This is a genomic window from Streptomyces sp. NPDC048192, assembly GCF_043202415.1.
Classification (GTDB): Bacteria; Actinomycetota; Actinomycetes; order Streptomycetales; family Streptomycetaceae; genus Streptomyces.
The window spans coordinates 83,633-104,977 of the sequence record NZ_JBIDAL010000013.1 but is presented as its reverse complement, the minus strand read 5'-3'; the positions used below and the strand labels follow the sequence as shown (position 1 = coordinate 104,977).

Here is a 21,345-nt window from a genome sequence, read left to right as displayed (position 1 = left end):
GCTTCTCTTACCCGAAGAGAGCAAGCTTCTTACCCAAGAGAGTCCGGATTTCCACTCGTGAGTCACACAACGCATGACGGCGGGGTCGCGGTGAGCGCGATACCGTCGCCCGACGAGGGGCTGACGGCGGCGCAGCTGGCCGCCAAGTACGGGCTCGCCGTGAGCGGCGCCCGCCCCTCCCTGCCCGGTTACGTCCGCCAGCTGTGGGGGCGGCGCCACTTCGTCCTCGCCTTCTCGCAGGCGAAGCTGACGGCGCAGTACAGCCAGGCCAAGCTCGGCCAGCTGTGGCAGGTGGCGACGCCGCTGCTGAACGCGGGCGTGTACTACTTCATCTTCGGCGTGATCCTGCACGCGAGCCGCGGCCTGTCCCAGGACGTCTACATCCCGTTCCTGGTCACGGGCGTGTTCGTGTTCACCTTCACGCAGAGCTCGGTGATGTCCGGGGTCCGCGCGATCTCCGGCAACCTGGGCCTGGTGCGGGCCCTGCACTTCCCGCGTGCCTCGCTGCCCATCTCGTTCTCGCTGCAGCAGCTCCAGCAGCTGCTGTTCTCGATGATCGTGATGTTCGTCGTGGCGATCGGCTTCGGCAGCTACCCGAGCCCCGCGTGGCTGCTGATCGTGCCGGTCCTGCTGCTGCAGTTCCTGTTCAACACCGGGCTCGCGCTGATCGTGGCCCGGATGGGCGCCAAGACACCGGACCTCGCGCAGCTGATGCCGTTCATCCTGCGCACCTGGATGTACACCTCGGGCGTCATGTTCTCCATCAACAAGATGATGGAGGGCCGCTCCGAGATCGCCGTCCGGCTGCTCCAGGTCAACCCCGCCGCGGTCTACATGGACCTGATGCGCTACGCCCTGATCGACGGCTACGGCGCCTCCAACCTGCCGCCGCACGTGTGGGCCATCGCGCTGTTCTGGGCCGTCGTCGTCTTCGCCGGCGGGTTCGTGTACTTCTGGAAGGCGGAGGAGCGGTACGGCCGTGGCTGAGCAGCACACCGGGGAGCGCCGCCCCACCGTCATCGCGGACGACTTGCACATCGTCTACCGCGTCAACGGCGCCAGGACCGGCAAGGGCAGCGCGACGGCGGCCCTCAGCCGCATCGTCGGGCGGGGCTCCGGCGACTCGGCGCGGGGGGTGCGCAAGGTGCACGCCGTGCGCGGCGTGTCCTTCGTCGCCTACCGCGGCGAGGCGATCGGGCTGATCGGCTCCAACGGCTCCGGCAAGTCCACGCTGCTGCGGGCCATCGCCGGCCTGCTGCCCGCCGAGCGGGGCAAGGTCTACACCGACGGCCAGCCCTCGCTGCTCGGTGTCAACGCGGCCCTGATGAACGACCTCACCGGCGAGCGCAACGTCATCCTGGGCGGGCTCGCCATGGGGATGTCCCGGGAGGAGATCAAGGAGCGCTACCAGGACATCGTGGACTTCTCGGGCATCAACGAGAAGGGCGACTTCATCACCCTGCCGATGCGCACGTACTCCTCCGGCATGGCCGCCCGGCTGCGGTTCTCCATCGCCGCCGCCAAGGACCACGACGTCCTCATGATCGACGAGGCGCTGGCCACCGGTGACCGCAAGTTCCAGAAGCGCTCGGAGGCACGCATCCGGGAACTGCGCAAGGAGGCCGGCACGGTCTTTCTGGTCAGCCACAACAACAAGTCCATCCGGGACACCTGCAACCGCGTCCTGTGGCTGGAGCGAGGCGAACTGCGGATGGACGGGCCGACCGAAGAGGTGCTGAAGGAGTACGAGAAGTTCACCGGCAAGTGACGCGTTTCGGCCACGGCCCCGCCGGAATCCGTCCGGCGGGGCCCCGCGTCTATAACGGAATCGTCAACTCCGTTTGATGTCAGGAATCTTGGAGCCAATCGGTGTGTTGTTGTGATGTGCAGGACACCCCGACGAACCTCGCTGCGTTGTACAACGTAAGCTGTACTGGCGCCTGAAAGCGGCAAGTGGGGCGATAATGCGCGACACCCCGAGCCGGGGCGACCTCGCGAATTGCTGGGCGGCGTGTCCGAAATAGTGTGTATTGGGTCGGCAGTGTAGAACGGGAGATGTGACGGCAATGGCTACGGAAACTCCCCAGCTCAACGCAGCATGTGCCGTCCCCGCGCCGGGCAGCGCCCGATGACGGCGACCGAGACGGCGCAAGACCCGGAGCGCGCCACCCTCGACAAGGCCGCGAGCGAGAACTTCCCCGTGGCGCCGTTCTTCCTGCCCAGGGCCTGGCGCGCCGACCTCACGGCCGTCTACGGCTTCGCCCGCCTGGTCGACGACATCGGCGACGGTGACCTCGCCCCCGGCGGCGCCGACGCCCGTTTCCTCGGCGTGTCGGCCACCGAGGCCGAGAACCGCCTCGTCCTCCTCGACGCCTTCGAGGCCGACCTGCGCCGCGTCTTCGACGGCACCCCGCGCCATCCGCTGCTGCGCCGGCTGCAGCCCACCGTCCGCCGCCGCTCCCTCACCCCCGAGCCCTTCCTCGGCCTGATCGCCGCCAACCGGCAGGACCAGCTCGTCTCCCGCTACGAGACCTACGACGACCTCCTCGCCTACTGCGAACTGTCCGCCAACCCCGTCGGCCGCCTCGTCCTCGCCGTCACCGGGACCTCCACCCCCGAGCGGGTCCGGCTCTCCGACGCGATCTGCACCGCGCTGCAGATCGTGGAGCACCTCCAGGACGTCGCCGAGGACCTCCGCCGGGACCGGATCTACCTCCCGGCCGCGGACATGAAGCGCTTCCACGTCCAGGAATCCGATCTTGGCGCGAAAACCGCGGGCGCATCGGTGCGCGCCCTGGTTGCATACGAGGCACAACGCGCCCGTGATCTGCTGAATGAAGGCGCTCCCCTCGTGGGTAGCGTCCACGGCAGGTTGAAGCTGCTGCTCGCAGGGTTCGTGGCGGGGGGAAGGGCGGCGATCCGCGCGGTCGCCGCCGCCGATTACGACGTACTTCCCGGCCCGCCCAAGCCCGGCAAGGTCCAGTTGCTGCGTGAGGCGGGCGTGATCCTGCGAGGAGAGGGGTGATCCGGACCGTGGATTCTCCGTCGCACGTGTCCGCACCGGTACTCGCCGCCTACAGCTACTGCGAGACCGTCACCGGGCAGCAGGCGCGCAACTTCGCCTACGGCATCCGCCTGCTGCCCACGCCCAAGCGCCGCGCCATGTCGGCGCTGTACGCGTTCTCCCGGCGCGTGGACGACATCGGCGACGGCGACCTGGCCGACGAGGTGAAGCTGAAGCGGCTCGAGGACACCAGGGCGCTGCTCGCCCGGGTCCGCGCGGACGAGGTCGAGGAGGACGACACCGATCCGGTCGCCGTCGCCCTCGCCCATGCGGCGCGCGCCTTCCCGATCCCGCTCGGCGGACTCGACGAGCTGATCGACGGCGTCCAGATGGACGTGCGCGGCGAGACCTACGAGACCTGGGACGACCTGAAGGTGTACTGCCGGTGCGTCGCCGGCGCCATCGGCCGGCTCTCGCTCGGCGTCTTCGGCACCGAACCGGGAGCGCGCGGCGCCGAGCGCGCCCCCGAGTACGCCGACACCCTCGGCCTCGCCCTGCAGCTGACCAACATCCTCAGGGACGTCCGCGAGGACGCGGCCGGCGGCCGTACCTATCTGCCCGCCGACGACCTCGCCAAGTTCGGCTGTTCGGCCGGGTTCGACGGGCCGACCCCGCCGGAGGGCTCCGACTTCGCGGGCCTCGTGCACTTCGAAGTGCGACGGGCCCGCGCTCTTTTCGCCGAGGGCTACCAGCTGCTCCCCATGCTCGACCGGCGCAGCGGAGCCTGTGTGGCCGCCATGGCCGGCATCTACCGCCGGCTGCTGGACCGCATCGAGCGCGACCCCGAGGCGGTGCTGCGCGGCAGGGTCTCGCTGCCCGGACGCGAGAAGGCGTACGTCGCCGTACGCGGTCTGTCCGGTCTGGACACCCGGCATGTGACCCGCCATGTCCCTCCCCGTTCCCTCAGGAGGCGCGCCTGATGGAACACGGCGAACCAGGAGACATGCGGCAGGCAACCCTCCACTGCGGCGTGGCGTCCCTGACTGCGACGGCGGAGCGTGCACCGTTCAACCTGCACGCTCGGCACGTACGGAAGGACGCACCATGAGCGACGGCTCGCGCCCCGCACAGGCGCACGGCACCGCCGGAGAGGAGGGCGCCGCGGGCCGCCGCGCCGTCGTGGTCGGCGGCGGGCTCGCCGGGATCACCGCGGCCCTGGCACTCGCCGACGCGGGGGTCCGCGTCACCCTGCTCGAAGGCAGGCCCAGGCTGGGCGGCCTCGCCTTCTCCTTCCAGCGCGGCGACCTGACCGTCGACAACGGCCAGCACGTGTACCTGCGCTGCTGCACCGCCTACCGCTGGTTCCTCGACCGGATCGAGGGCGCGGCGCTGGCACCGCTGCAGGACCGCCTGGACGTGCCCGTCGTCGACGCCGCCAAGCCCGAGGGCAGGCGGCTCGGCCGGCTGCGGCGCGACCCGCTGCCCGTCCCCCTCCACCTGGGACGCAGCCTGGCCGCCTATCCGCACCTCTCGCTCGCCGAGCGCGCCGCGGTCGGGCGGGCCGCGCTCGCGCTGAAGGGGCTCGACCTCGCCGACCCGGTCCTGGACACCCAGGACTTCGGCAGCTGGCTGGCCGCGCACGGCCAGTCGGCGCGCGCCGTCGAGGCCCTGTGGGACCTGGTCGGGGTCGCCACCCTCAACGCGGTCGCCTCCGACGCCTCGCTGGGGCTCGCCGCGATGGTGTTCAAGACCGGTCTGCTGTCCGACCCGGGCGCGGCCGACATCGGCTGGGCCCGCGTCCCGCTGGGCGAACTGCACGACCGGCTGGCCCGCAAGGCGCTCGACTCCGCGGGCGTCCGTACCGAGGTCCGTACACGCGTCACCTCCGTCTCTACCAACGAAAACGGCACGTGGAGCGTTCAGGTTCCCGGAGAGAGCCTGGAAGCCGACGCCGTCGTCCTCGCCGTACCCCAGCGCGAGGCCCACGGCCTGCTGCCGCCCGGCGCCCTCGACGACCCCGAGCGGCTGCTCGCGATCGGCACCGCGCCGATCCTCAACGTCCATGTGGTCTACGACCGCAGGGTGCTCGCCCGGCCGTTCTTCGCGGCCCTGGGCACCCCCGTGCAGTGGGTGTTCGACCGCACCGACGCCTCCGGGCTGACCGAGGGCCAGTACCTGGCGCTGTCCCAGTCGGCCGCGCAGGACGAGATCGACCTGCCGGTCTCCGAGCTCCGCGAGCGCTACCTGCCGGAGCTGGAACGAATCATTCCGGGTACCCGCGGCGCCGTGGTGAAGGACTTCTTCGTAACCCGGGAGCGCACGGCCACGTTCGCCCCCGCCCCCGGCGTCGGACGCCTCAGGCCCGGCGCCCGCACCAAGGCCCCCGGCCTGTACCTGGCCGGTGCGTGGACCGCCACCGGGTGGCCCGCGACCATGGAGAGTGCGGTCCGCAGCGGAGTGAGCGCGGCCGACGCCGCCCTCGGCGCCCTGGGCCGGCCCCGCCCCCGCCACCTCTTCGAGTTCGAGGAGGCGGCCTGATGCCCGATCAGCAGCCCGCGGCAGGCCCCCGCACCCCCGGTACCGCAACAAGAGGAGAGACTGTGCCCACTGTGCCCCCGGCCTCGACGCCCGCCCCACGGGCCGCGGTGGACGTGACCGCGCTGCTGGAGCGCGGCCGGACCCTGGCCACTCCGGTCCTGCGTGCGGCCGTCGACCGGCTGGCGCCTCCGATGGACACCGTCGCCGCCTACCACTTCGGCTGGATCGACGCCGCCGGCAACCCGGCCGACGGCGACGGCGGCAAGGCCGTGCGCCCCGCGCTCGCCGTGCTCTCCGCCGAGGTCACCGGCGCCGCGCCCGAGGTGGGCATCCCGGGCGCCGTGGCCGTCGAACTCGTACACAACTTCTCGCTGCTGCACGACGACCTGATGGACGGCGACGAGCAGCGCCGGCACCGCGACACCGTCTGGAAGGTGCACGGCCCCGCCCAGGCCATCCTGGTCGGCGACGCGCTGTTCGCCCTGGCCAACGAGGTCCTGCTGGAACTCGGCAGCGTCGAGGCCGGCCGCGCCACCCGCCGGCTCACCACCGCCACCCGCGCCCTGATCGACGGTCAGGCCCAGGACATCTCCTACGAGCACCGCGACCGCGTCAGCGTCGAGGAGTGCCTGGAGATGGAGGGCAACAAGACCGGCGCGCTGCTCGCCGCGTCCAGCTCCATCGGCGCGGTCCTCGGCGGCGCGGACGACGCCACCGCCGACGCGCTGGAGCGCTACGGCCACCACCTCGGCCTCGCCTTCCAGGCCGTCGACGACCTGCTCGGCATCTGGGGCGACCCGGAGGCCACCGGCAAGCAGACCTGGAGCGACCTGCGCCAGCGCAAGAAGTCCCTGCCGGTCGTCGCCGCGCTCGCGGCCGGCGGCCCCGCCTCCGAGCAGCTCGGCGAGATGCTCGCCGCGGACGCCAAGAGCAGCGACTTCGAGAACTTCTCTGAGGAGGAGTTCGCGGCCCGCGCGGCCCTCATCGAGCAGGCCGGCGGCCGCGACTGGACGGCTGAGGAAGCGCGCCGTCAGCACACCATCGCCATCGAAGCCCTCGACGCCGTCGACATGCCCGACCGGGTGCGGGAGTCCTTCACGGCGCTCGCCGACTTCGTCGTCGTACGAAAGAGATGATCACTATCGGCCGAACACGCCTCGCGTAGTCGCCGGCCGGTGTCCGAGGATCGAGACAAGGACACCGGCCGACGGCGGACCCACAGCAGCACGACTCGCACGACTGCACGAAGGGGAAGCCATGACAGCGACGACCGACGGAAGCACCGGGGCGACTGTGCCGTCCCGCGCTGCCGCGGCCAGCGACACCACCCTCACCACCCCCGCGGCGGCCGGGGTACAAGAAGCCGCCGCACGCGCCGCACGGCGCGCCACCGACTTCCTGCTCGCCCGGCAGGACGCCCAGGGCTGGTGGAAGGGCGACCTGGAGACCAACGTCACCATGGACGCCGAGGACCTGCTCCTGCGCCAGTTCCTGGGGATCCGCGACGAGCGGACCACACAGGCCGCCGCGAAGTTCATCCGCGGCGAGCAGCGCGAGGACGGCACCTGGGCCACGTTCTACGGCGGGCCCGGCGAGCTGTCCACCACCGTCGAGGCGTACGTCGCCCTGCGCCTGGCCGGCGACGCGCCCGACGCGCCGCACATGGCGAAGGCGTCCTCCTGGATCCGCGAGCGCGGCGGCATCGCCGCCTCCCGGGTCTTCACCCGGATCTGGCTCGCCCTGTTCGGCTGGTGGAAGTGGGAGGACCTGCCCGAACTCCCGCCGGAGCTCATCTACTTCCCCACCTGGTTCCCGCTCAACATCTACGACTTCGGCTGCTGGGCACGGCAGACCATCGTGCCGCTGACCATCGTCTCCGCCAAGCGCCCGGTGCGCCCGGCGCCGTTCGCGCTGGACGAGCTGCACACCGACCCGGCGAACCCCAACCCGCCGCAGCCGCTCGCCCCGGTGGCCAGCTGGGACGGGCTGTTCCAGCGGCTCGACAAGGTGGTCCGCGGCTACCGCAAGGTGGCCGTGCGCAGACTGCGCAGAGCGGCGATGAACTCCGCCGCCCGCTGGATCATCGAGCGCCAGGAGAACGACGGCTGCTGGGGCGGCATCCAGCCCCCGGCCGTGTACTCGGTCATCGCCCTGCACCTGCTCGGCTACGACCTCGAGCATCCGGTGCTGCGCGAGGGCCTCGCCTCGCTGGACCGTTTCGCCGTCTGGCGCGAGGACGGCGCCCGGATGATCGAGGCCTGCCAGTCCCCGGTGTGGGACACCTGCCTCGCCACCATCGCGCTCGTCGATGCGGGACTGCCCGTCGACCATCCGCAGCTGGTCAAGGCGGCCGACTGGATGCTCGGCGAGGAGATCGTCCGGCCCGGCGACTGGGCCGTACGGCGCCCGCAACTGCCGCCGGGCGGCTGGGCGTTCGAGTTCCACAACGACAACTACCCCGACATCGACGACACCGCCGAGGTCTCCCTCGCGCTGCGCCGGGTCAGGCACCACGACCCCGAGCGCGTGGACAAGGCCATCGGGCGGGCGGTGCGCTGGAACCTGGGGATGCAGTCGAGGAACGGCGCGTGGGGCGCCTTCGACGCCGACAACACCAGCCCGTTCCCCAACCGGCTGCCGTTCTGCGACTTCGGCGAGGTCATCGACCCGCCGTCCGCGGACGTCACCGCGCACGTGGTGGAGATGCTCGCCGCCGAGGGGCTCGCCCACGACCCGCGCACCCGGCGCGGCATCGAGTGGCTGCTGTCGGAACAGGAGCCGGACGGCTCCTGGTTCGGGCGCTGGGGCGTCAACTACATCTACGGCACCGGCTCGGTGGTCCCCGCGCTGACCGCGGCCGGACTGCCCGGCTCCCACCTGGCGATCCGGCGGGCCGTGGCCTGGCTGGAGAGCGTGCAGAACGACGACGGCGGCTGGGGCGAGGACCTGCGCTCCTACAAGTACGTCAAGGAGTGGAGCGGCCGCGGCGCCTCCACCGCCTCGCAGACCGCGTGGGCGCTGATGGCGCTGCTCGCCGCGGGGGAGAAGGACTCCAAGGCCGTCGAGCGCGGCATCCGGTGGCTGGCCGACACCCAGCGCGAGGACGGCACCTGGGACGAGCCGTACTTCACCGGCACCGGCTTCCCCTGGGACTTCTCCATCAACTACCACCTATACCGGCAGGTCTTCCCGCTCACCGCGCTGGGCCGGTATCTGCACGGCGACCCCTTCGAACGCGGTCTGCTCACCCGTACGCCGCTGCCCGAGGCGAAGGGGAGCTGACCCATGACCCCCCGGCCCGCCCCCGTCCCGCTGCTGGTCGCCTGCGCGCTCGGCATCGAGCACCTCGCCCTGCGCACCGGGGACAGGAACGGGGCGGACGGGCCGGTCACCTTCCTCCGCACGGGCATGGGCCCCCGGGCGGCGGAACGCTCCGTCGTCCGGCGGCTCGCGGACCCGGCGCTCGCCGACGCGGCCGTGCTGGCCACCGGATTCTGCGCCGGGCTCGCCCTCGGCATGCACCCCGGCGACCTGGTGGTCGCCGAGCAGACCCGGGACCCGCGCGGCAGCGTCGCCTGCGTGGGCACCGAACTGCTGGTCAAGGAACTCGTGCGCATCCTGCCCGGACGCACGGTCCACACCGGCCCGCTCACCGGCTCCGACCACGTCGTGCGGGGCCATGAGCGGTCCGACCTGCTCGCGACCGGTGCGATCGCCGTCGACATGGAGTCGGCGGCCACGCTCCTGACGGCCGTACGCGACGGGGAACGCCCCGTAGCCGCCGTACGGGTGGTCGTGGACGCTCCCGAACACGAACTCGTCAGGATCGGCACCGTGCGCGGCGGAATATCCGCTTTCCGCGTTCTTCGTTCTGTTCTTCCCGCATTTTTCGAATGGCACCGTTCTTTGCCGCTCCCCCGGAGGTGAGCCAGATGGCCATGCCGTTGCGCCAGTCCATCAAGGTCGCTACATACCTGGCCGAACAGAAGCTGCGCAGGCGGGACAAGTTTCCGCTCATCGTCGAGCTGGAGCCGCTGTTCGCCTGCAACCTCAAATGCGAGGGCTGTGGCAAGATCCAGCACCCGGCGGGCGTGCTCAAGCAGCGCATGCCGGTCGCCCAGGCCGTGGGCGCGGTGCTGGAGTCCGGTGCGCCGATGGTCTCCATCGCCGGCGGCGAACCGTTGATGCACCCTCAGATCGACGAGATCGTGCGCCAGTTGGTGGCCAAGCGGAAGTACGTCTTCCTGTGCACCAACGCGATGCTGCTGCGCAAGAAGATCGACAAATTCAAGCCCTCTCCCTACTTCGCCTTCGCCGTGCACATCGACGGGCTGCGTGAGCGGCACGACGAGTCCGTTGCCAAGGAGGGCGTGTTCGACGAGGCGGTGGAGGCCATCAAGGAGGCCAAGCGGCGCGGCTTCCGGGTGACCACCAACTCGACCTTCTTCAACACCGACACCCCGCAGACCGTCATCGAGGTGCTCAACTTCCTCAACGACGACCTGAAGGTCGACGAGATGATGATCTCGCCCGCATACGCCTACGAGAAGGCCCCCGACCAGGAGCACTTCCTCGGCGTCGAGCAGACCCGAGAACTGTTCAAGAAGGCCTTCGCGGGCGGCAACCGCAGGAAGTGGCGGCTCAATCACTCCCCGCTCTTCCTGGACTTCCTGGAGGGCAAGGTCGACTTCCCGTGCACCGCCTGGGCGATCCCGAACTACTCGCTCTTCGGCTGGCAGCGCCCCTGCTACCTGATGAGCGACGGGTACGTGCCGACGTACCGCGAACTCGTCGAGGAGACCGACTGGGACAAGTACGGCCGCGGCAAGGACCCGCGCTGCGCCAACTGCATGGCGCACTGCGGCTACGAGCCCACCGCCGTCCTCGCCACCATGGGCTCGCTGAAGGAGTCGCTGCGGGCCATGCGCGAGACCGTCTCCGGGAACCGGGAGTGACGCGATGACCGCTGTTCCCCTGGGTGTCCCCGAGGTACCGGCCCGGCCGGTCGCGCCGCGCAGGCGGTCGCGGCAGATCCACGTCGGGCCGGTGCCGGTGGGGGGCGGGGCTCCCGTGTCGGTGCAGTCGATGACGACGACCCGGACCTCGGACATCGGCGCCACCCTGCAGCAGATCGCGGAACTCACCGCGTCCGGCTGCCAGATCGTCCGCGTCGCCTGCCCCACGCAGGACGACGCGGACGCCCTCGCGACCATCGCTCGGAAGTCGCAGATCCCGGTGATCGCGGACATCCACTTCCAGCCGAAGTACGTGTTCGCGGCGATCGAGGCCGGCTGCGCGGCCGTGCGCGTCAATCCCGGCAACATCAAGAAGTTCGACGACCAGGTGAAGGAGATCGCGCGGGCCGCCAAGGACCACGGCACTCCGATCCGCATCGGCGTCAACGCCGGCTCCCTGGACAAGCGCCTGCTGCAGAAGTACGGCAAGGCGACGCCGGAGGCGCTGGTCGAGTCCGCGCTGTGGGAGGCGTCCCTCTTCGAGGAGCACGACTTCCGGGACATCAAGATCTCCGTCAAGCACAACGACCCGGTCGTGATGATCGAGGCCTACCGCCAGCTCGCCGAGCAGTGCGAGTACCCGCTGCACCTGGGCGTGACGGAGGCGGGCCCGGCGTTCCAGGGCACGATCAAGTCGGCGGTGGCCTTCGGCGCGCTGCTGAGCCAGGGCATCGGCGACACGATCCGCGTCTCCCTGTCCGCCCCGCCCGTCGAGGAGGTCAAGGTCGGCATCCAGATCCTGCAGGCCCTCGGTCTCAGGCAGCGGCGCCTGGAGATCGTCTCCTGCCCGTCCTGCGGCCGTGCCCAGGTCGACGTCTACAAGCTCGCCGAGGAGGTCACCGCGGGCCTCGACGGGATGGAAGTGCCGCTCAGGGTCGCGGTGATGGGGTGTGTGGTCAACGGTCCGGGCGAGGCCCGTGAGGCCGACCTCGGAGTTGCCTCAGGCAACGGAAAGGGGCAGATCTTCGTCAAGGGCGAGGTCATCAAGACCGTCCCCGAGTCGAAGATCGTGGAGACCCTCATCGAGGAGGCCATGAAGCTCGCGGAGCAGGCGAGCCCCGCAGACGAGTGAATCGAGACAGCACGGCACGGACCGAGAGGGGGCCCAGCGTGACCATTCTGGAGAACATCCGGGGACCACGCGACCTGAAGGCGCTGTCGGAGGCGCAACTCGGCGAACTGTCCGAGGAGATACGCGAGTTCCTGGTGCAAGCGGTGTCGAGGACCGGCGGTCACCTCGGGCCCAACCTGGGAGTGGTGGAACTGTCCATCGCCCTGCACCGGGTCTTCGAGTCGCCGGTCGACCGCATCCTGTGGGACACCGGCCACCAGTCCTATGTACACAAGCTGCTGACAGGGCGTCAGGACTTCTCCAAGCTGCGCGGCAAGGGCGGACTGTCCGGCTACCCCTCGCGCGAGGAGTCCGAGCACGACGTCATCGAGAACAGCCACGCCTCCACCGCGCTCGGCTGGGCCGACGGCCTGGCCAAGGCCAACCAGGTGCTCGGGGACAAGGGCCATGTGGTCGCCGTCATCGGCGACGGCGCGCTGACCGGCGGCATGGCCTGGGAGGCGCTGAACAACATCGCGGCCGCCAAGGACCGCCCGCTGATCATCGTCGTCAACGACAACGAACGCTCCTACTCCCCGACCATCGGCGGCCTCGCCAACCACCTGGCCACCCTGCGCACCACCGACAGCTACGAGAAGATCCTCGCCTGGGGCAAGGACGTGCTGCTGCGCACCCCGATCGTCGGGAACGCCCTCTACGAGTCGCTGCACGGCGCGAAGAAGGGCTTCAAGGACGCCTTCGCCCCGCAGGGCATGTTCGAGGACCTGGGTCTGAAGTACGTCGGCCCGATCGACGGCCACGACATCAAGGCCGTCGAGTCCGCGCTGCGCCGCGCCAAACGCTTCCACGGCCCGGTCCTGGTCCACTGCCTCACCGTCAAGGGCCGCGGCTACGAACCCGCCCTCGCCCACGAGGAGGACCACTTCCACAGCGTCGGCGTGATGGACCCGCGCACCTGCGAGCCCCTGGCGCCCGCCAACGGGCCCTCGTGGACCTCCGTGTTCGGCGACGAGATGGTGCGGATCGGCGAGGAACGCGACGACGTCGTCGCCATCACGGCGGCCATGCTGCATCCGGTGGGCCTCGGCGGGTTCGCCGAGCGCTTCCCCCACCGGGTGTGGGACGTGGGCATCGCCGAGCAGCACGCGGCGGTGTCGGCGGCCGGCCTCGCCACCGGCGGGCTGCACCCGGTCGTCGCCGTCTACGCCACCTTCCTCAACCGCGCCTTCGACCAGCTGCTCATGGACGTCGCCCTGCACCGCTGCGGGGTCACCTTCGTGCTCGACCGGGCCGGCGTCACCGGCTCCGACGGACCCTCCCACAACGGCATGTGGGACATGTCGGTCCTCCAGGTCGTGCCCGGACTGAGGATCGCCGCACCGCGCGACGCGGACCAGCTGCGCGCCCAGCTGCGCGAGGCCGTCGCCGTGGACGACGCGCCCACCCTGGTCCGCTTCCCGAAGGAGTCGGTCGGCCCGGACATCCCGGCGGTCGGCCGGGTCGGCGGGATGGACGTGCTGCACCGCGCCGAACGCCCCGAGGTGCTGCTGGTGGCCGTCGGCGTGATGGCCCCGGCGTGCCTCCAGGCGGCCGACCTGCTGCAGGCCCGCGGCATCGGCTGCACGGTGGTGGACCCGCGCTGGGTCAAGCCCGTCGACCCCGCGCTGCCGCAACTCGCCGCCGAGCACCGGCTGGTGGCCGTGGTGGAGGACAACAGCCGCTCCGCGGGCGTCGGTTCGGCCGTCGCCCTCGCCCTCGGCGACGCCGACGTGGACGTGCCGGTACGGCGCTTCGGCATCCCGGAGCAGTTCCTCGCGCACGCCAAGCGCAGCGAGGTGCTCGCCGACATCGGCCTCACGCCCGTCGAGATCGCCGGGCGGATCAGTGGGAGCCTGGCCGTCAAGGACGCGGACGGCACAGCCAAGGAGAGTGAATGAGCACGGAGTTCGACCTCGGCGCGCTGCTCGCCGAGCGCGGAGCCGAACGCTACGAGCTGCACGCGAAGTACCTCAATCCGCAGCTCCCGCGCATGCTGCACACGATCGGCTTCGACAAGGTCTACGAACGGGCCGAGGGCGCCCACTTCTTCGACGCGGACGGCAATGACTACCTCGACATGCTCGCCGGGTTCGGGGTGATGGGCCTCGGCCGCCACCACCCCGTCGTCCGCAAGGCGCTGCACGACGTGCTCGACCTGGACCTCGCCGACCTCACCCGCTTCGACTGCCAGCCGCTGCCCGGCCTGCTCGCCGAGCGCCTGCTCGCGCACAGCCCGCACCTGGACCGGGTGTTCTTCGGCAACAGCGGCACCGAGGCCGTCGAGACGGCCCTGAAGTTCGCCCGGTACGCCACCGGCAGGCCCCGCGTCCTGTACTGCGAGCACGCCTTCCACGGCCTGACCACCGGCTCCCTGTCGGTCAACGGCGAGAGCGGCTTCCGCGACGGCTTCGCGCCGCTGCTGCCCGACACCGCCGTACCCCTCGGCGACCTCGACGCCCTGGCCCGGGAGCTGAAGAAGGGCGACGTGGCCGCGCTGATCGTGGAGCCGATCCAGGGCAAGGGCGTGCACGAGGCCCCGCCCGGCTATCTGCGCGCCGCCCAGGACCTGCTGCACCGGCACAAGGCGCTGCTCATCGCCGACGAGGTGCAGACCGGCCTCGGCCGCACCGGCGACTTCTACGCCTACCAGCACGAGGACGGCGTCGAACCGGACCTGGTGTGCGTGGCCAAGGCCCTGTCGGGCGGATACGTCCCGGTCGGCGCCACGCTCGGCAAGGACTGGATCTTCAAGAAGGTCTACTCGTCCATGGACCGGGTCCTCGTCCACTCGGCGAGCTTCGGCTCCAACGCCCAGGCCATGGCATGCGGCCTCGCGGTGCTGTCCGTCATGGAGAACGAGCAGGTCGTGGCGGGCGTGCGCAGGACGGGCGAGCTGCTGAAGTCCCGGCTGACGGCGCTGACGGACACATACGAACTGCTCGCCGACGTGCGCGGCCGGGGTCTGATGATCGGCATCGAGTTCGGCCGGCCGACCTCGCTGAAGCTGCGCAGCCGCTGGACCATGCTCCAGGCGGCCCGCAAGGGCCTGTTCGCGCAGATGGTCGTCGTGCCGCTGCTGCAGCGGCACCGGATCCTCACCCAGGTCTCCGGCGACCATCTGGAGGTGATCAAACTGATCCCGCCGCTGATCATCGACGAGGCGGACGTCGACCGCTTCGTGGAGGCCTTCACGGCAGTGATGGACGACGCGCACAGCGGCGGCGGGCTGATGTGGGACTTCGGCAAGACCCTGATCAAGCAGGCCGTGGCCAACCGCTGACCGGTGCCCCGCTTTTGCCCCTGAGGCAAGGAAATTGCCCAGCGGGCAAAGCTGGGGCTGAATGGAGGCATGAACGCCTCAGACTCCGGGCCACCTGCGGGCCCGGGCGACGAGCTGCCCGCCGTCGCACCCCAGCTGCGCGCCCTGCGCCGGCGCGCCGGTCTCACCCTGGAGGCCGCCGCCCGCGCCGCCGGGCTCTCCCCGGCGCATCTGTCCCGGCTGGAGACCGGAGAGCGGCAGCCCTCCCTGCCGATGCTGCTGGGCCTCGCCCGCATCTACGGTACGACCGTCTCCGGACTGCTCGGCGAGCGGGCCGCCGACCCGGACGCGATCGTGCGGGCCGGGGACATGGAGCCGACCCGGGCCGGCGGCTGGACGTACGTCCAGGCCGGTGCCCCCGGCCGCGCGATGCAGGCGCTGCGCGTGCGCGTGCCGTACGGCTCGCAGGGCGACATCGTGCGCGTCCACCCCGGCGAGGAGTGGCTCTACGTCCTGCGGGGGCGGCTGCGGCTGCGGCTCGGTGACACCGCGCACCTGCTCGCGCCCGGCGACAGCGCGCACTTCGACTCGCTCACCCCGCACCGGCTCGCCGCCGAGGACCACGACGGCGTCGAGCTGCTGTTCGTCCACACCCTGCTGCAGAGCCCCACGGCCACGCTGTGCCTGGGGCCGCTGACCGGAGACATGCCGTGAGCGACTTCGAGACCAAGTTCCCCCGTTCCCTGTGGATCCGCCTGATCATCTACATCGCCGCCGGCCACGTCCTGGCCGCGTTCCTCTTCCTGCTCTTCGCCCTCGGGGCGAAGAACTGAGAAGAACCGACCCGGGCGGGCGGGGCTCTCAGTCCAGCAGACGCTCGCGCAGGCGGTCGCAGGACGCCGGGCCGAGGCGCAGGCCCTGCTCCAGATAGGCGTCGACTCCGCCCCAGGTCTCCTCGATGGTCTCGAACGCCGCTTCCAGGTACTCGGCGCGGGCGTCGAAGAGGGGGCTGAGCAGCTCCATGACCTCCGGGGTGTACGCGGTGTCCGCGCTGCCGCTGCGGCGGACCTTGTAGCGCCGGTGCTTGGCGTTGGACTCCAGGTAGTCGGCCACGATCGCCTCGCGCTCCACACCCAGGGCGAGGAGCGTCACGGCTATGGAGATGCCCGCGCGGTCCTTGCCCGCCGCGCAGTGCATCAGGGCGGGCACGCTGTCCTGGGCGAGCGCCCGCAGCACCCGGGAGTGCCCGGCGGTGCGCTCCTTGACGATCGTCCGGTACGAGGCGATCATCCGGGCCGCCCCCTTGCCGTCGGCCAGGATCCCGCGCAGCTGGTCCAGGTCGCCCTCGCGGACCATCTTCCAGAACTCGGCGCCGTCCGCCGGGTCGCTCAGCGGCAGGTTCACGTTCCGCACGCCGGGCAGCTCGACGTCCGGGCCCTCCAGCTTCTGGTCGGCCGCGTTGCGGAAGTCGAAGATCGTGTGCAGGCCCAGGGAGGCGAGGAAGGCCGCGTCCTCGTCGGTGGCGTGCGCCAGGTGGCCGCTGCGGAACAGCACGCCGTACCGCACCCGGCGCCCGTCGACGGTCGGCAGTCCGCCCACGTCACGGAAATTGCGCACTCCGGCCAGCTCCGGCTCGGTCGACGGGACCTGCTGCGTCACGGGGGCTCCTCCCGGCTCTGGGCCCGCCGCCGCGTCTCGCGGCGGGCGCTCTGACGACCATACGACATCGGTTTCCTGGGGCAAGGAGTTGTCCACAGGCATTGTCACCAGGGCCCGGAGGACCAATGATGTTGGCACTTGAGCGGATCTGTTGAACCCTGTGAGGTCTTACGTGGTGGACATCGCCGACGACGGTCGTACCTGGCTCCTCTCGGGGCCCACCAGCAGTTACGCCCTGCATCTCACCGACGCGGACGAGCTGCTCCACCTGCACTGGGGGCCGCGCATCGCGCTCGCGGACGCCGAGGCCCTCGCCGCCGGCCCGCTGCCCGGCTACCGGCCCTTCGAGTCCCCGCTCGACGGCCGTGAGGAGTACCCCGTCGAGGGCGGCCCGCGCTTCGTCCGCCCCGCCCTGTCCGTGCGCACCGGCGAGCGCCGCGGCACCGAGTGGCGCTTCACGGCGCACGAGGTCGCGGCCGACGGCACGGAGGGCGACGAGCTGCGGCTGCGCTTCGACGACGACGGCCTCGCCGTCACCCTGCACTACCGGATGCGTGGTGACGTCGTCGAGCGCTGGGTCACCGTGGCCAACGGCACCGACGCGCGCCTGGAGCTGCTTCGCGCCGACGCCGCCACCTGGACCCTGCCCGACCGCGACGGCTGGCGGCTGTCCCAGCTGCACGGCCGCTGGGCCGCCGAGTCCCGCCTCACCAGCGCACCCCTCACCTACGGCGAGAAGGTCATCGGCAGCCGCCGCGGCCACACCGGCCACCAGCACCTGCCCTGGGTGGCGCTCGACACCGACGCCACCGAGGAGCACGGCGAGGTCTACGGCTGCGCGCTGGGCTGGTCCGGCTCCTGGCGCATCGCGGTCGCCCAACTCCCCGACGCGCGCGTGCAGATCACCGGCGGCGCCGGCTACGACGACTCGGGGCTGCTGCTCCTTCAGCCGGGGGAGTCGTACACCACCCCGGTCTTCGCGGGCCTGTGGAGCGACGGCGGCTTCGGCGGTGCGAGCCGCGCCTGGCACGCCTACCAGCGCGCGCACGTCATCCCGGACGCCGGGCGGGACCGGCCGGTGCTCTTCAACTCCTGGGAGGCCACCTACTTCGACATCTCCGAGGAGCAGCAGCTCGCGCTCGCCCGGCGGGCCGCCGACATCGGGGTCGAGCTGTTCGTCGTGGACGACGGCTGGTTCGGCGCCCGCACCAGCGACCGCGCGGGCCTCGGCGACTGGACGCCCAACCCCGACCGCTTCCCGCACGGCCTGAAGCCCCTCGCCGACCAGGTGCACGGCCTCGGCATGAAGTTCGGCATCTGGGTCGAGCCCGAGATGGTCAACCCGGACAGCGAGCTGTACCGCGCCCACCCCGACTGGGTGCAGTACCAACCAGGACGTAAGCGGACGGAACTGCGCAACCAGCTCGTCCTCAACCTCGCCCGCGAGGACGTCCAGGAGTATCTGTGGGAGCAGCTCGACGCCCTGCTCTCCAGCGCGCCGATCGACTATGTGAAGTGGGACTTCAACCGCTGCTTCACCGACGCCGGCTGGCCCGGCGAGCCGTACCCGCAGCGCCTGTGGGTGGACCACGTCCGCGCGCTGTACGCCCTGCTGGACCGGTTGCGCGCGGCTCACCCGCACGTCGCCTTCGAGTCCTGCTCTGGCGGCGGCGGCCGGATCGACCTCGGCGTGCTCGGCCGCACCGACCAGGTGTGGACCTCCGACAACACCGACCCGCTCGACCGCCTGGCCATCCAGCACGGCTTCAGCCAGATCCACCCCGCCCGGGTGATGGCCGCCTGGGTCACCGACAGCCCGAACACCCAGCTCAACGGGCGGGTCAGCAGCCTGCGCTTCCGCTTCGTCAGCGCCATGGCGGGCGTCCTCGGGGTCGGCGGCGACCTGACCGAGTGGACGGCCGGGGAACTGGCCGAGGCGCGGCGCTGGGTCGAGCTGTACAAGGAGATCCGCCCGGTCGTCCAGCAGGGCGATCTGTACCGGCTGCGGCCTCCGGCCGGCGGTCTGAGCGCGGTCCAGTACGTCCTGGGTCAGGAGGCGGTGGTCCTCGCCTGGCTCCAGGCGCAGAGCTACGGCGAGCCGCTGCCGGCGCTGCGGCTGCGCGGACTCGACCCGGCCGCGTCGTACGAATGCCGCGAGACGGGGGAGGTGCACCGGGGCGCCGTCCTGCTGCACCACGGGCTGCGCACGGGGCTCAAGGGCGACCTGGACGCCACGGTCCTCCGCCTGCGCCGGGTCTGAGCGTTCCGCCCGGCCGTATTCCCGGATCGCAAACGAATTAAGGGTGTCTCATCTCACGGGTAGTCAACCCTTCCTTACGGTCGCGTAGGTCACATCCGAAGGTGAATCATGGGCCGATGTGGCAGACGATTCGAAGAGTGACAACAGATCAGTGATCGGGTCGTACGTGGCGGTGGGGGACAGCTTCACCGAGGGCGTCGGCGACCCCGGGCCCGACGGGGCGTTCGTCGGCTGGGCCGACCGGTTCGCGGTACTGCTCGCCGACCGGCGGCCCGAGGGCGACTTCACCTACACCAACCTCGCGGTGCGCGGCAAACTCCTCGACCAGATCGTGCGGGACCAGGTCCCCAAGGCCGTCGAACTGGCCCCGGACCTGGTCTCCTTCTGCGCCGGCGGCAACGACATCATCCGCCCCGGCACCGACCCGGACGAGGTGGCCGAGCGCTTCGAACGCGCCGTGGCCCGGCTGGCCGAGGCGGCCGGCACGGTCATGGTGACGACCGGGTTCGACACCCGCGGCGTCCCCGTGCTCAAGCATCTGCGCGGCAAGATCGCCACGTACAACGGGCATGTGCGCGCCATCGCCGACCGGTACGGCTGCCCCGTGCTCGACCTGTGGTCCCTGAAGTCCGTCCAGGACCGCAGGGCCTGGGACAGCGACCGCCTGCACCTCTCACCCGAGGGGCACACGCGCGTGGCGCTGCGCGCCGGCCAGGTCCTCGGCCTGGAGGTCCCGGCCGACCCGGAGCAGCCGTGGCCTCCCCTGCCGCCCCGCGGCACCCTGGAGATCCGCCGCGACGACGTGCACTGGGCCCGCGAGTACCTGGTCCCCTGGATCGGCCGCCGGCTGCGCGGTGAGTCCTCCGGCGACCACGTCACGGCGAAGGGCACCCTGTCGCCCGACGACATCAAGGTGCGCATCGCGTCGGTGGCGTGACGACAGCGGCCCCGCCCCCGCCCCGCACCGCACGGCTTGCGGCGCGGGGCGGGGCCGGTCGCGGAAGCACCCTGGGCTTCCGCCAACGCCGCCCGGCGCAGGCCCGGTTGCCCTGCGAGTGAGTCGTTCGCCCACGGGTGTGCGCGCGTTCTGCTCGACCCCGCGCAACCGCGCTCGCCACGCCGGTCCCTGCGACCGGCCGCCGAAGGGCGCCGCAGACGGCCGCGTCACCGCCGGAATCGCCGGAGGGGCGGGGCAACGGGCGCGGCCGGTTTGTCACAGGGGCCGACCATAATGGGGAGCCTCACCCACTTCACCGGGAGGTACCGTGACCGGACTGCGTTCCTCGAGCTCCGCGCTCCGCGCGCTGCGGCCCGCGGCCTTCGGCGCGGACCCGGGCGGTGAGCGCATGGCACGCATCCGTCGCTCCCCCCACTTCAAGGACGGCGTCTTCCAGAACCCGGGCGGCGCCGCACGCACCCGGCCCTCCGGTTCCGCGCTGGACTTCGCGAAGGTCTTCTTCGACCGGGAGACCCGGCCGCTGCGCGCCCCGAAGGGCACCGTTCCGGTACACCCGACCACCTTCGCCGACCTGGCCGGACCGCCCGCCACGGGACTCCGGCTGACCTGGATGGGCCACTCCAGCGTGCTCGCGGAGATCGACGGCCACCGGGTGCTGTTCGACCCGGTCTGGGGCGAGCGCTGCTCCCCGTTCCCCTTCGCCGGCCCCAGGCGACTGCACCCCGTGCCCCTGCCACTGGCCGCGCTCGGCGAGGTCGACGTGGTGGTCATCTCCCACGACCACTACGACCACCTGGACCTGCCCACCATCAAGGCGCTGGCCGGCACGGACACCGTCTTCGCCGTGCCGCTCGGCGTCGGCGCCCACCTGGAGCACTGGGGCGTCTCCCCGGACCGGCTGCGCGAGCTGGACTGGAACGAGTCGACGCGGGTCGGCGGCCTCTCCCTCACCGCGACGCCCGCCCGCCACTTCTGCGGCCGCGGCCTGCGCAACACCCAGCACACCCTGTGGGCGTCCTGGGCCGTCGCCGGCGAGGAGCACCGGATCTACCACAGCGGCGACACGGGCTACTTCGAGGGCTTCACGGACATCGGCGCGGCCCACGGCCCGTTCGACGCCACGATGATCCAGATCGGCGCCTACAGCGAGTTCTGGCCCGACATCCACATGACGCCCGAGGAGGGCCTGCGCGCCCACCTCGACCTGCAGGGCGGAGCGCCGCACGGCGTGCTGCTGCCGATCCACTGGGGCACCTTCAACCTGGCCCCGCACCCGTGGGCGGAGCCCGGTGAGTGGACGAAGGAGGCGGCTGAGGAGAGCGGCCAGGCGGTGGCCCTGCCCCGGCCGGGCGAGCCCTTCGAGCCGGCGGGCAAGCTTCCGGCGGAGGCGTGGTGGCGCGGTGTGTCGGGGGAGGTCCGGCGCACCTGGCGCTCGGTCGGCGCGTTCGTGGCGGAGCCGCCGGCGCGGGCCTGAGACACCCGGCTGGCCAGGGCCAAGGGTGTGACGCTCCGTTACATCGCTGGCGATGCCCGCGGTCGCC

19 protein-coding genes are annotated in these 21,345 nt (G+C 71.4%); 18 read left to right on the top strand and 1 reads right to left on the bottom strand.

Features of this window, described 5'->3' with window-relative positions; genetic code table 11:
• Positions 1-57 precede the first annotated feature (57 nt).
• The 15 genes from ACGFZN_RS27255 to ACGFZN_RS27185 all read left to right on the top strand — a co-directional run bounded on the left by ACGFZN_RS27255 (position 58) and on the right by ACGFZN_RS27185 (position 15,760).
• Positions 58-987: an ABC transporter permease gene (locus ACGFZN_RS27255; RefSeq protein WP_393861122.1), complete on the top strand. Its 930-nt coding sequence runs from the start codon at positions 58-60 to the stop codon at positions 985-987.
• Positions 980-1,768 carry an ABC transporter ATP-binding protein gene (locus ACGFZN_RS27250; protein ID WP_393861121.1) on the top strand — a complete coding sequence of 263 codons (789 nt, stop codon included), beginning with the start codon at positions 980-982 and terminating at the stop codon, positions 1,766-1,768. The genes ACGFZN_RS27255 and ACGFZN_RS27250 overlap by 8 nt, the downstream gene beginning before the upstream one ends.
• A 360-nt stretch (positions 1,769-2,128) precedes the next feature.
• Positions 2,129-3,025: a squalene synthase HpnC gene (gene hpnC, locus ACGFZN_RS27245; protein WP_393861120.1), complete on the top strand. Its 897-nt coding sequence runs from the start codon at positions 2,129-2,131 to the stop codon at positions 3,023-3,025.
• Positions 3,022-3,984, top strand: a complete 963-nt coding sequence (gene hpnD / locus ACGFZN_RS27240) for a presqualene diphosphate synthase HpnD (protein WP_393861119.1) — start codon at positions 3,022-3,024, stop codon at positions 3,982-3,984. The genes hpnC and hpnD overlap by 4 nt, the downstream gene beginning before the upstream one ends.
• Positions 3,984-4,112, top strand: coding sequence for a DUF6380 family protein (locus tag ACGFZN_RS27235; RefSeq protein WP_393861118.1), 129 nt, complete (start codon positions 3,984-3,986; stop codon positions 4,110-4,112). The genes hpnD and ACGFZN_RS27235 overlap by 1 nt, the downstream gene beginning before the upstream one ends.
• On the top strand, positions 4,109-5,542 hold the full coding sequence (gene hpnE / locus ACGFZN_RS27230) for a hydroxysqualene dehydroxylase HpnE (protein ID WP_393861117.1): 1,434 nt from the start codon (positions 4,109-4,111) through the stop codon (positions 5,540-5,542). Before ACGFZN_RS27235 ends, hpnE begins: the two co-directional genes overlap by 4 nt.
• The gene (locus ACGFZN_RS27225) at positions 5,542-6,678 is read left to right on the top strand and encodes a polyprenyl synthetase family protein (protein WP_393861116.1); all 1,137 of its coding nucleotides are present in this window, start codon (positions 5,542-5,544) and stop codon (positions 6,676-6,678) included. The genes hpnE and ACGFZN_RS27225 overlap by 1 nt, the downstream gene beginning before the upstream one ends.
• Before the next feature lie 121 nt (positions 6,679-6,799).
• The gene (gene shc / locus ACGFZN_RS27220; RefSeq protein WP_393861115.1) at positions 6,800-8,824 is read left to right on the top strand and encodes a squalene--hopene cyclase; all 2,025 of its coding nucleotides are present in this window, start codon (positions 6,800-6,802) and stop codon (positions 8,822-8,824) included.
• A gap of 3 nt (positions 8,825-8,827) precedes the next feature.
• A complete protein-coding gene (locus ACGFZN_RS27215) occupies positions 8,828-9,469 on the top strand; it encodes a 1-hydroxy-2-methyl-2-butenyl 4-diphosphate reductase (protein ID WP_393861114.1) in 642 nt (213 codons plus the stop codon).
• A gap of 5 nt (positions 9,470-9,474) precedes the next feature.
• On the top strand, positions 9,475-10,497 hold the full coding sequence (hpnH, locus tag ACGFZN_RS27210) for an adenosyl-hopene transferase HpnH (RefSeq protein ID WP_361988934.1): 1,023 nt from the start codon (positions 9,475-9,477) through the stop codon (positions 10,495-10,497).
• 4 nt (positions 10,498-10,501) lie between these two features.
• Complete coding sequence (gene ispG / locus ACGFZN_RS27205; protein ID WP_393861113.1) at positions 10,502-11,629, top strand: flavodoxin-dependent (E)-4-hydroxy-3-methylbut-2-enyl-diphosphate synthase; 1,128 nt, start codon at positions 10,502-10,504, stop codon at positions 11,627-11,629.
• A gap of 38 nt (positions 11,630-11,667) precedes the next feature.
• Positions 11,668-13,566, top strand: a complete 1,899-nt coding sequence (gene dxs, locus ACGFZN_RS27200; protein ID WP_393861112.1) for a 1-deoxy-D-xylulose-5-phosphate synthase — start codon at positions 11,668-11,670, stop codon at positions 13,564-13,566.
• Positions 13,563-14,948, top strand: a complete 1,386-nt coding sequence (locus ACGFZN_RS27195; RefSeq protein WP_393861111.1) for an aspartate aminotransferase family protein — start codon at positions 13,563-13,565, stop codon at positions 14,946-14,948. The genes dxs and ACGFZN_RS27195 overlap by 4 nt, the downstream gene beginning before the upstream one ends.
• A 69-nt stretch (positions 14,949-15,017) precedes the next feature.
• Positions 15,018-15,641, top strand: a complete 624-nt coding sequence (locus ACGFZN_RS27190; protein ID WP_393861110.1) for a helix-turn-helix domain-containing protein — start codon at positions 15,018-15,020, stop codon at positions 15,639-15,641.
• Positions 15,638-15,760, top strand: a complete 123-nt coding sequence (locus tag ACGFZN_RS27185) for a DUF6126 family protein (protein WP_351807035.1) — start codon at positions 15,638-15,640, stop codon at positions 15,758-15,760. Before ACGFZN_RS27190 ends, ACGFZN_RS27185 begins: the two co-directional genes overlap by 4 nt.
• Positions 15,761-15,788: 28 nt before the next feature.
• Here ACGFZN_RS27185 and ACGFZN_RS27180 read toward each other — a convergent pair whose 3' ends face one another.
• Positions 15,789-16,586 (bottom strand): tyrosine-protein phosphatase, encoded by a 798-nt coding sequence (locus ACGFZN_RS27180; RefSeq protein ID WP_393861109.1) that lies wholly within the window; start codon positions 16,584-16,586, stop codon positions 15,789-15,791.
• Positions 16,587-16,758: 172 nt separating this feature from the next.
• Here ACGFZN_RS27180 and ACGFZN_RS27175 point away from each other — a divergent pair, with 172 nt between their 5' ends.
• From ACGFZN_RS27175 to ACGFZN_RS27165, 3 genes are all read left to right on the top strand, one after another.
• Positions 16,759-18,846 (top strand): alpha-galactosidase, encoded by a 2,088-nt coding sequence (locus tag ACGFZN_RS27175; RefSeq protein ID WP_393861253.1) that lies wholly within the window; start codon positions 16,759-16,761, stop codon positions 18,844-18,846.
• 151 nt (positions 18,847-18,997) lie between these two features.
• Positions 18,998-19,783, top strand: a complete 786-nt coding sequence (locus ACGFZN_RS27170) for an SGNH/GDSL hydrolase family protein (RefSeq protein ID WP_393861108.1) — start codon at positions 18,998-19,000, stop codon at positions 19,781-19,783.
• A 328-nt stretch (positions 19,784-20,111) separates the two neighbouring features.
• The gene (locus tag ACGFZN_RS27165; RefSeq protein WP_393861107.1) at positions 20,112-21,278 is read left to right on the top strand and encodes an MBL fold metallo-hydrolase; all 1,167 of its coding nucleotides are present in this window, start codon (positions 20,112-20,114) and stop codon (positions 21,276-21,278) included.
• The last annotated feature ends 67 nt before the right edge of the window (positions 21,279-21,345 follow it).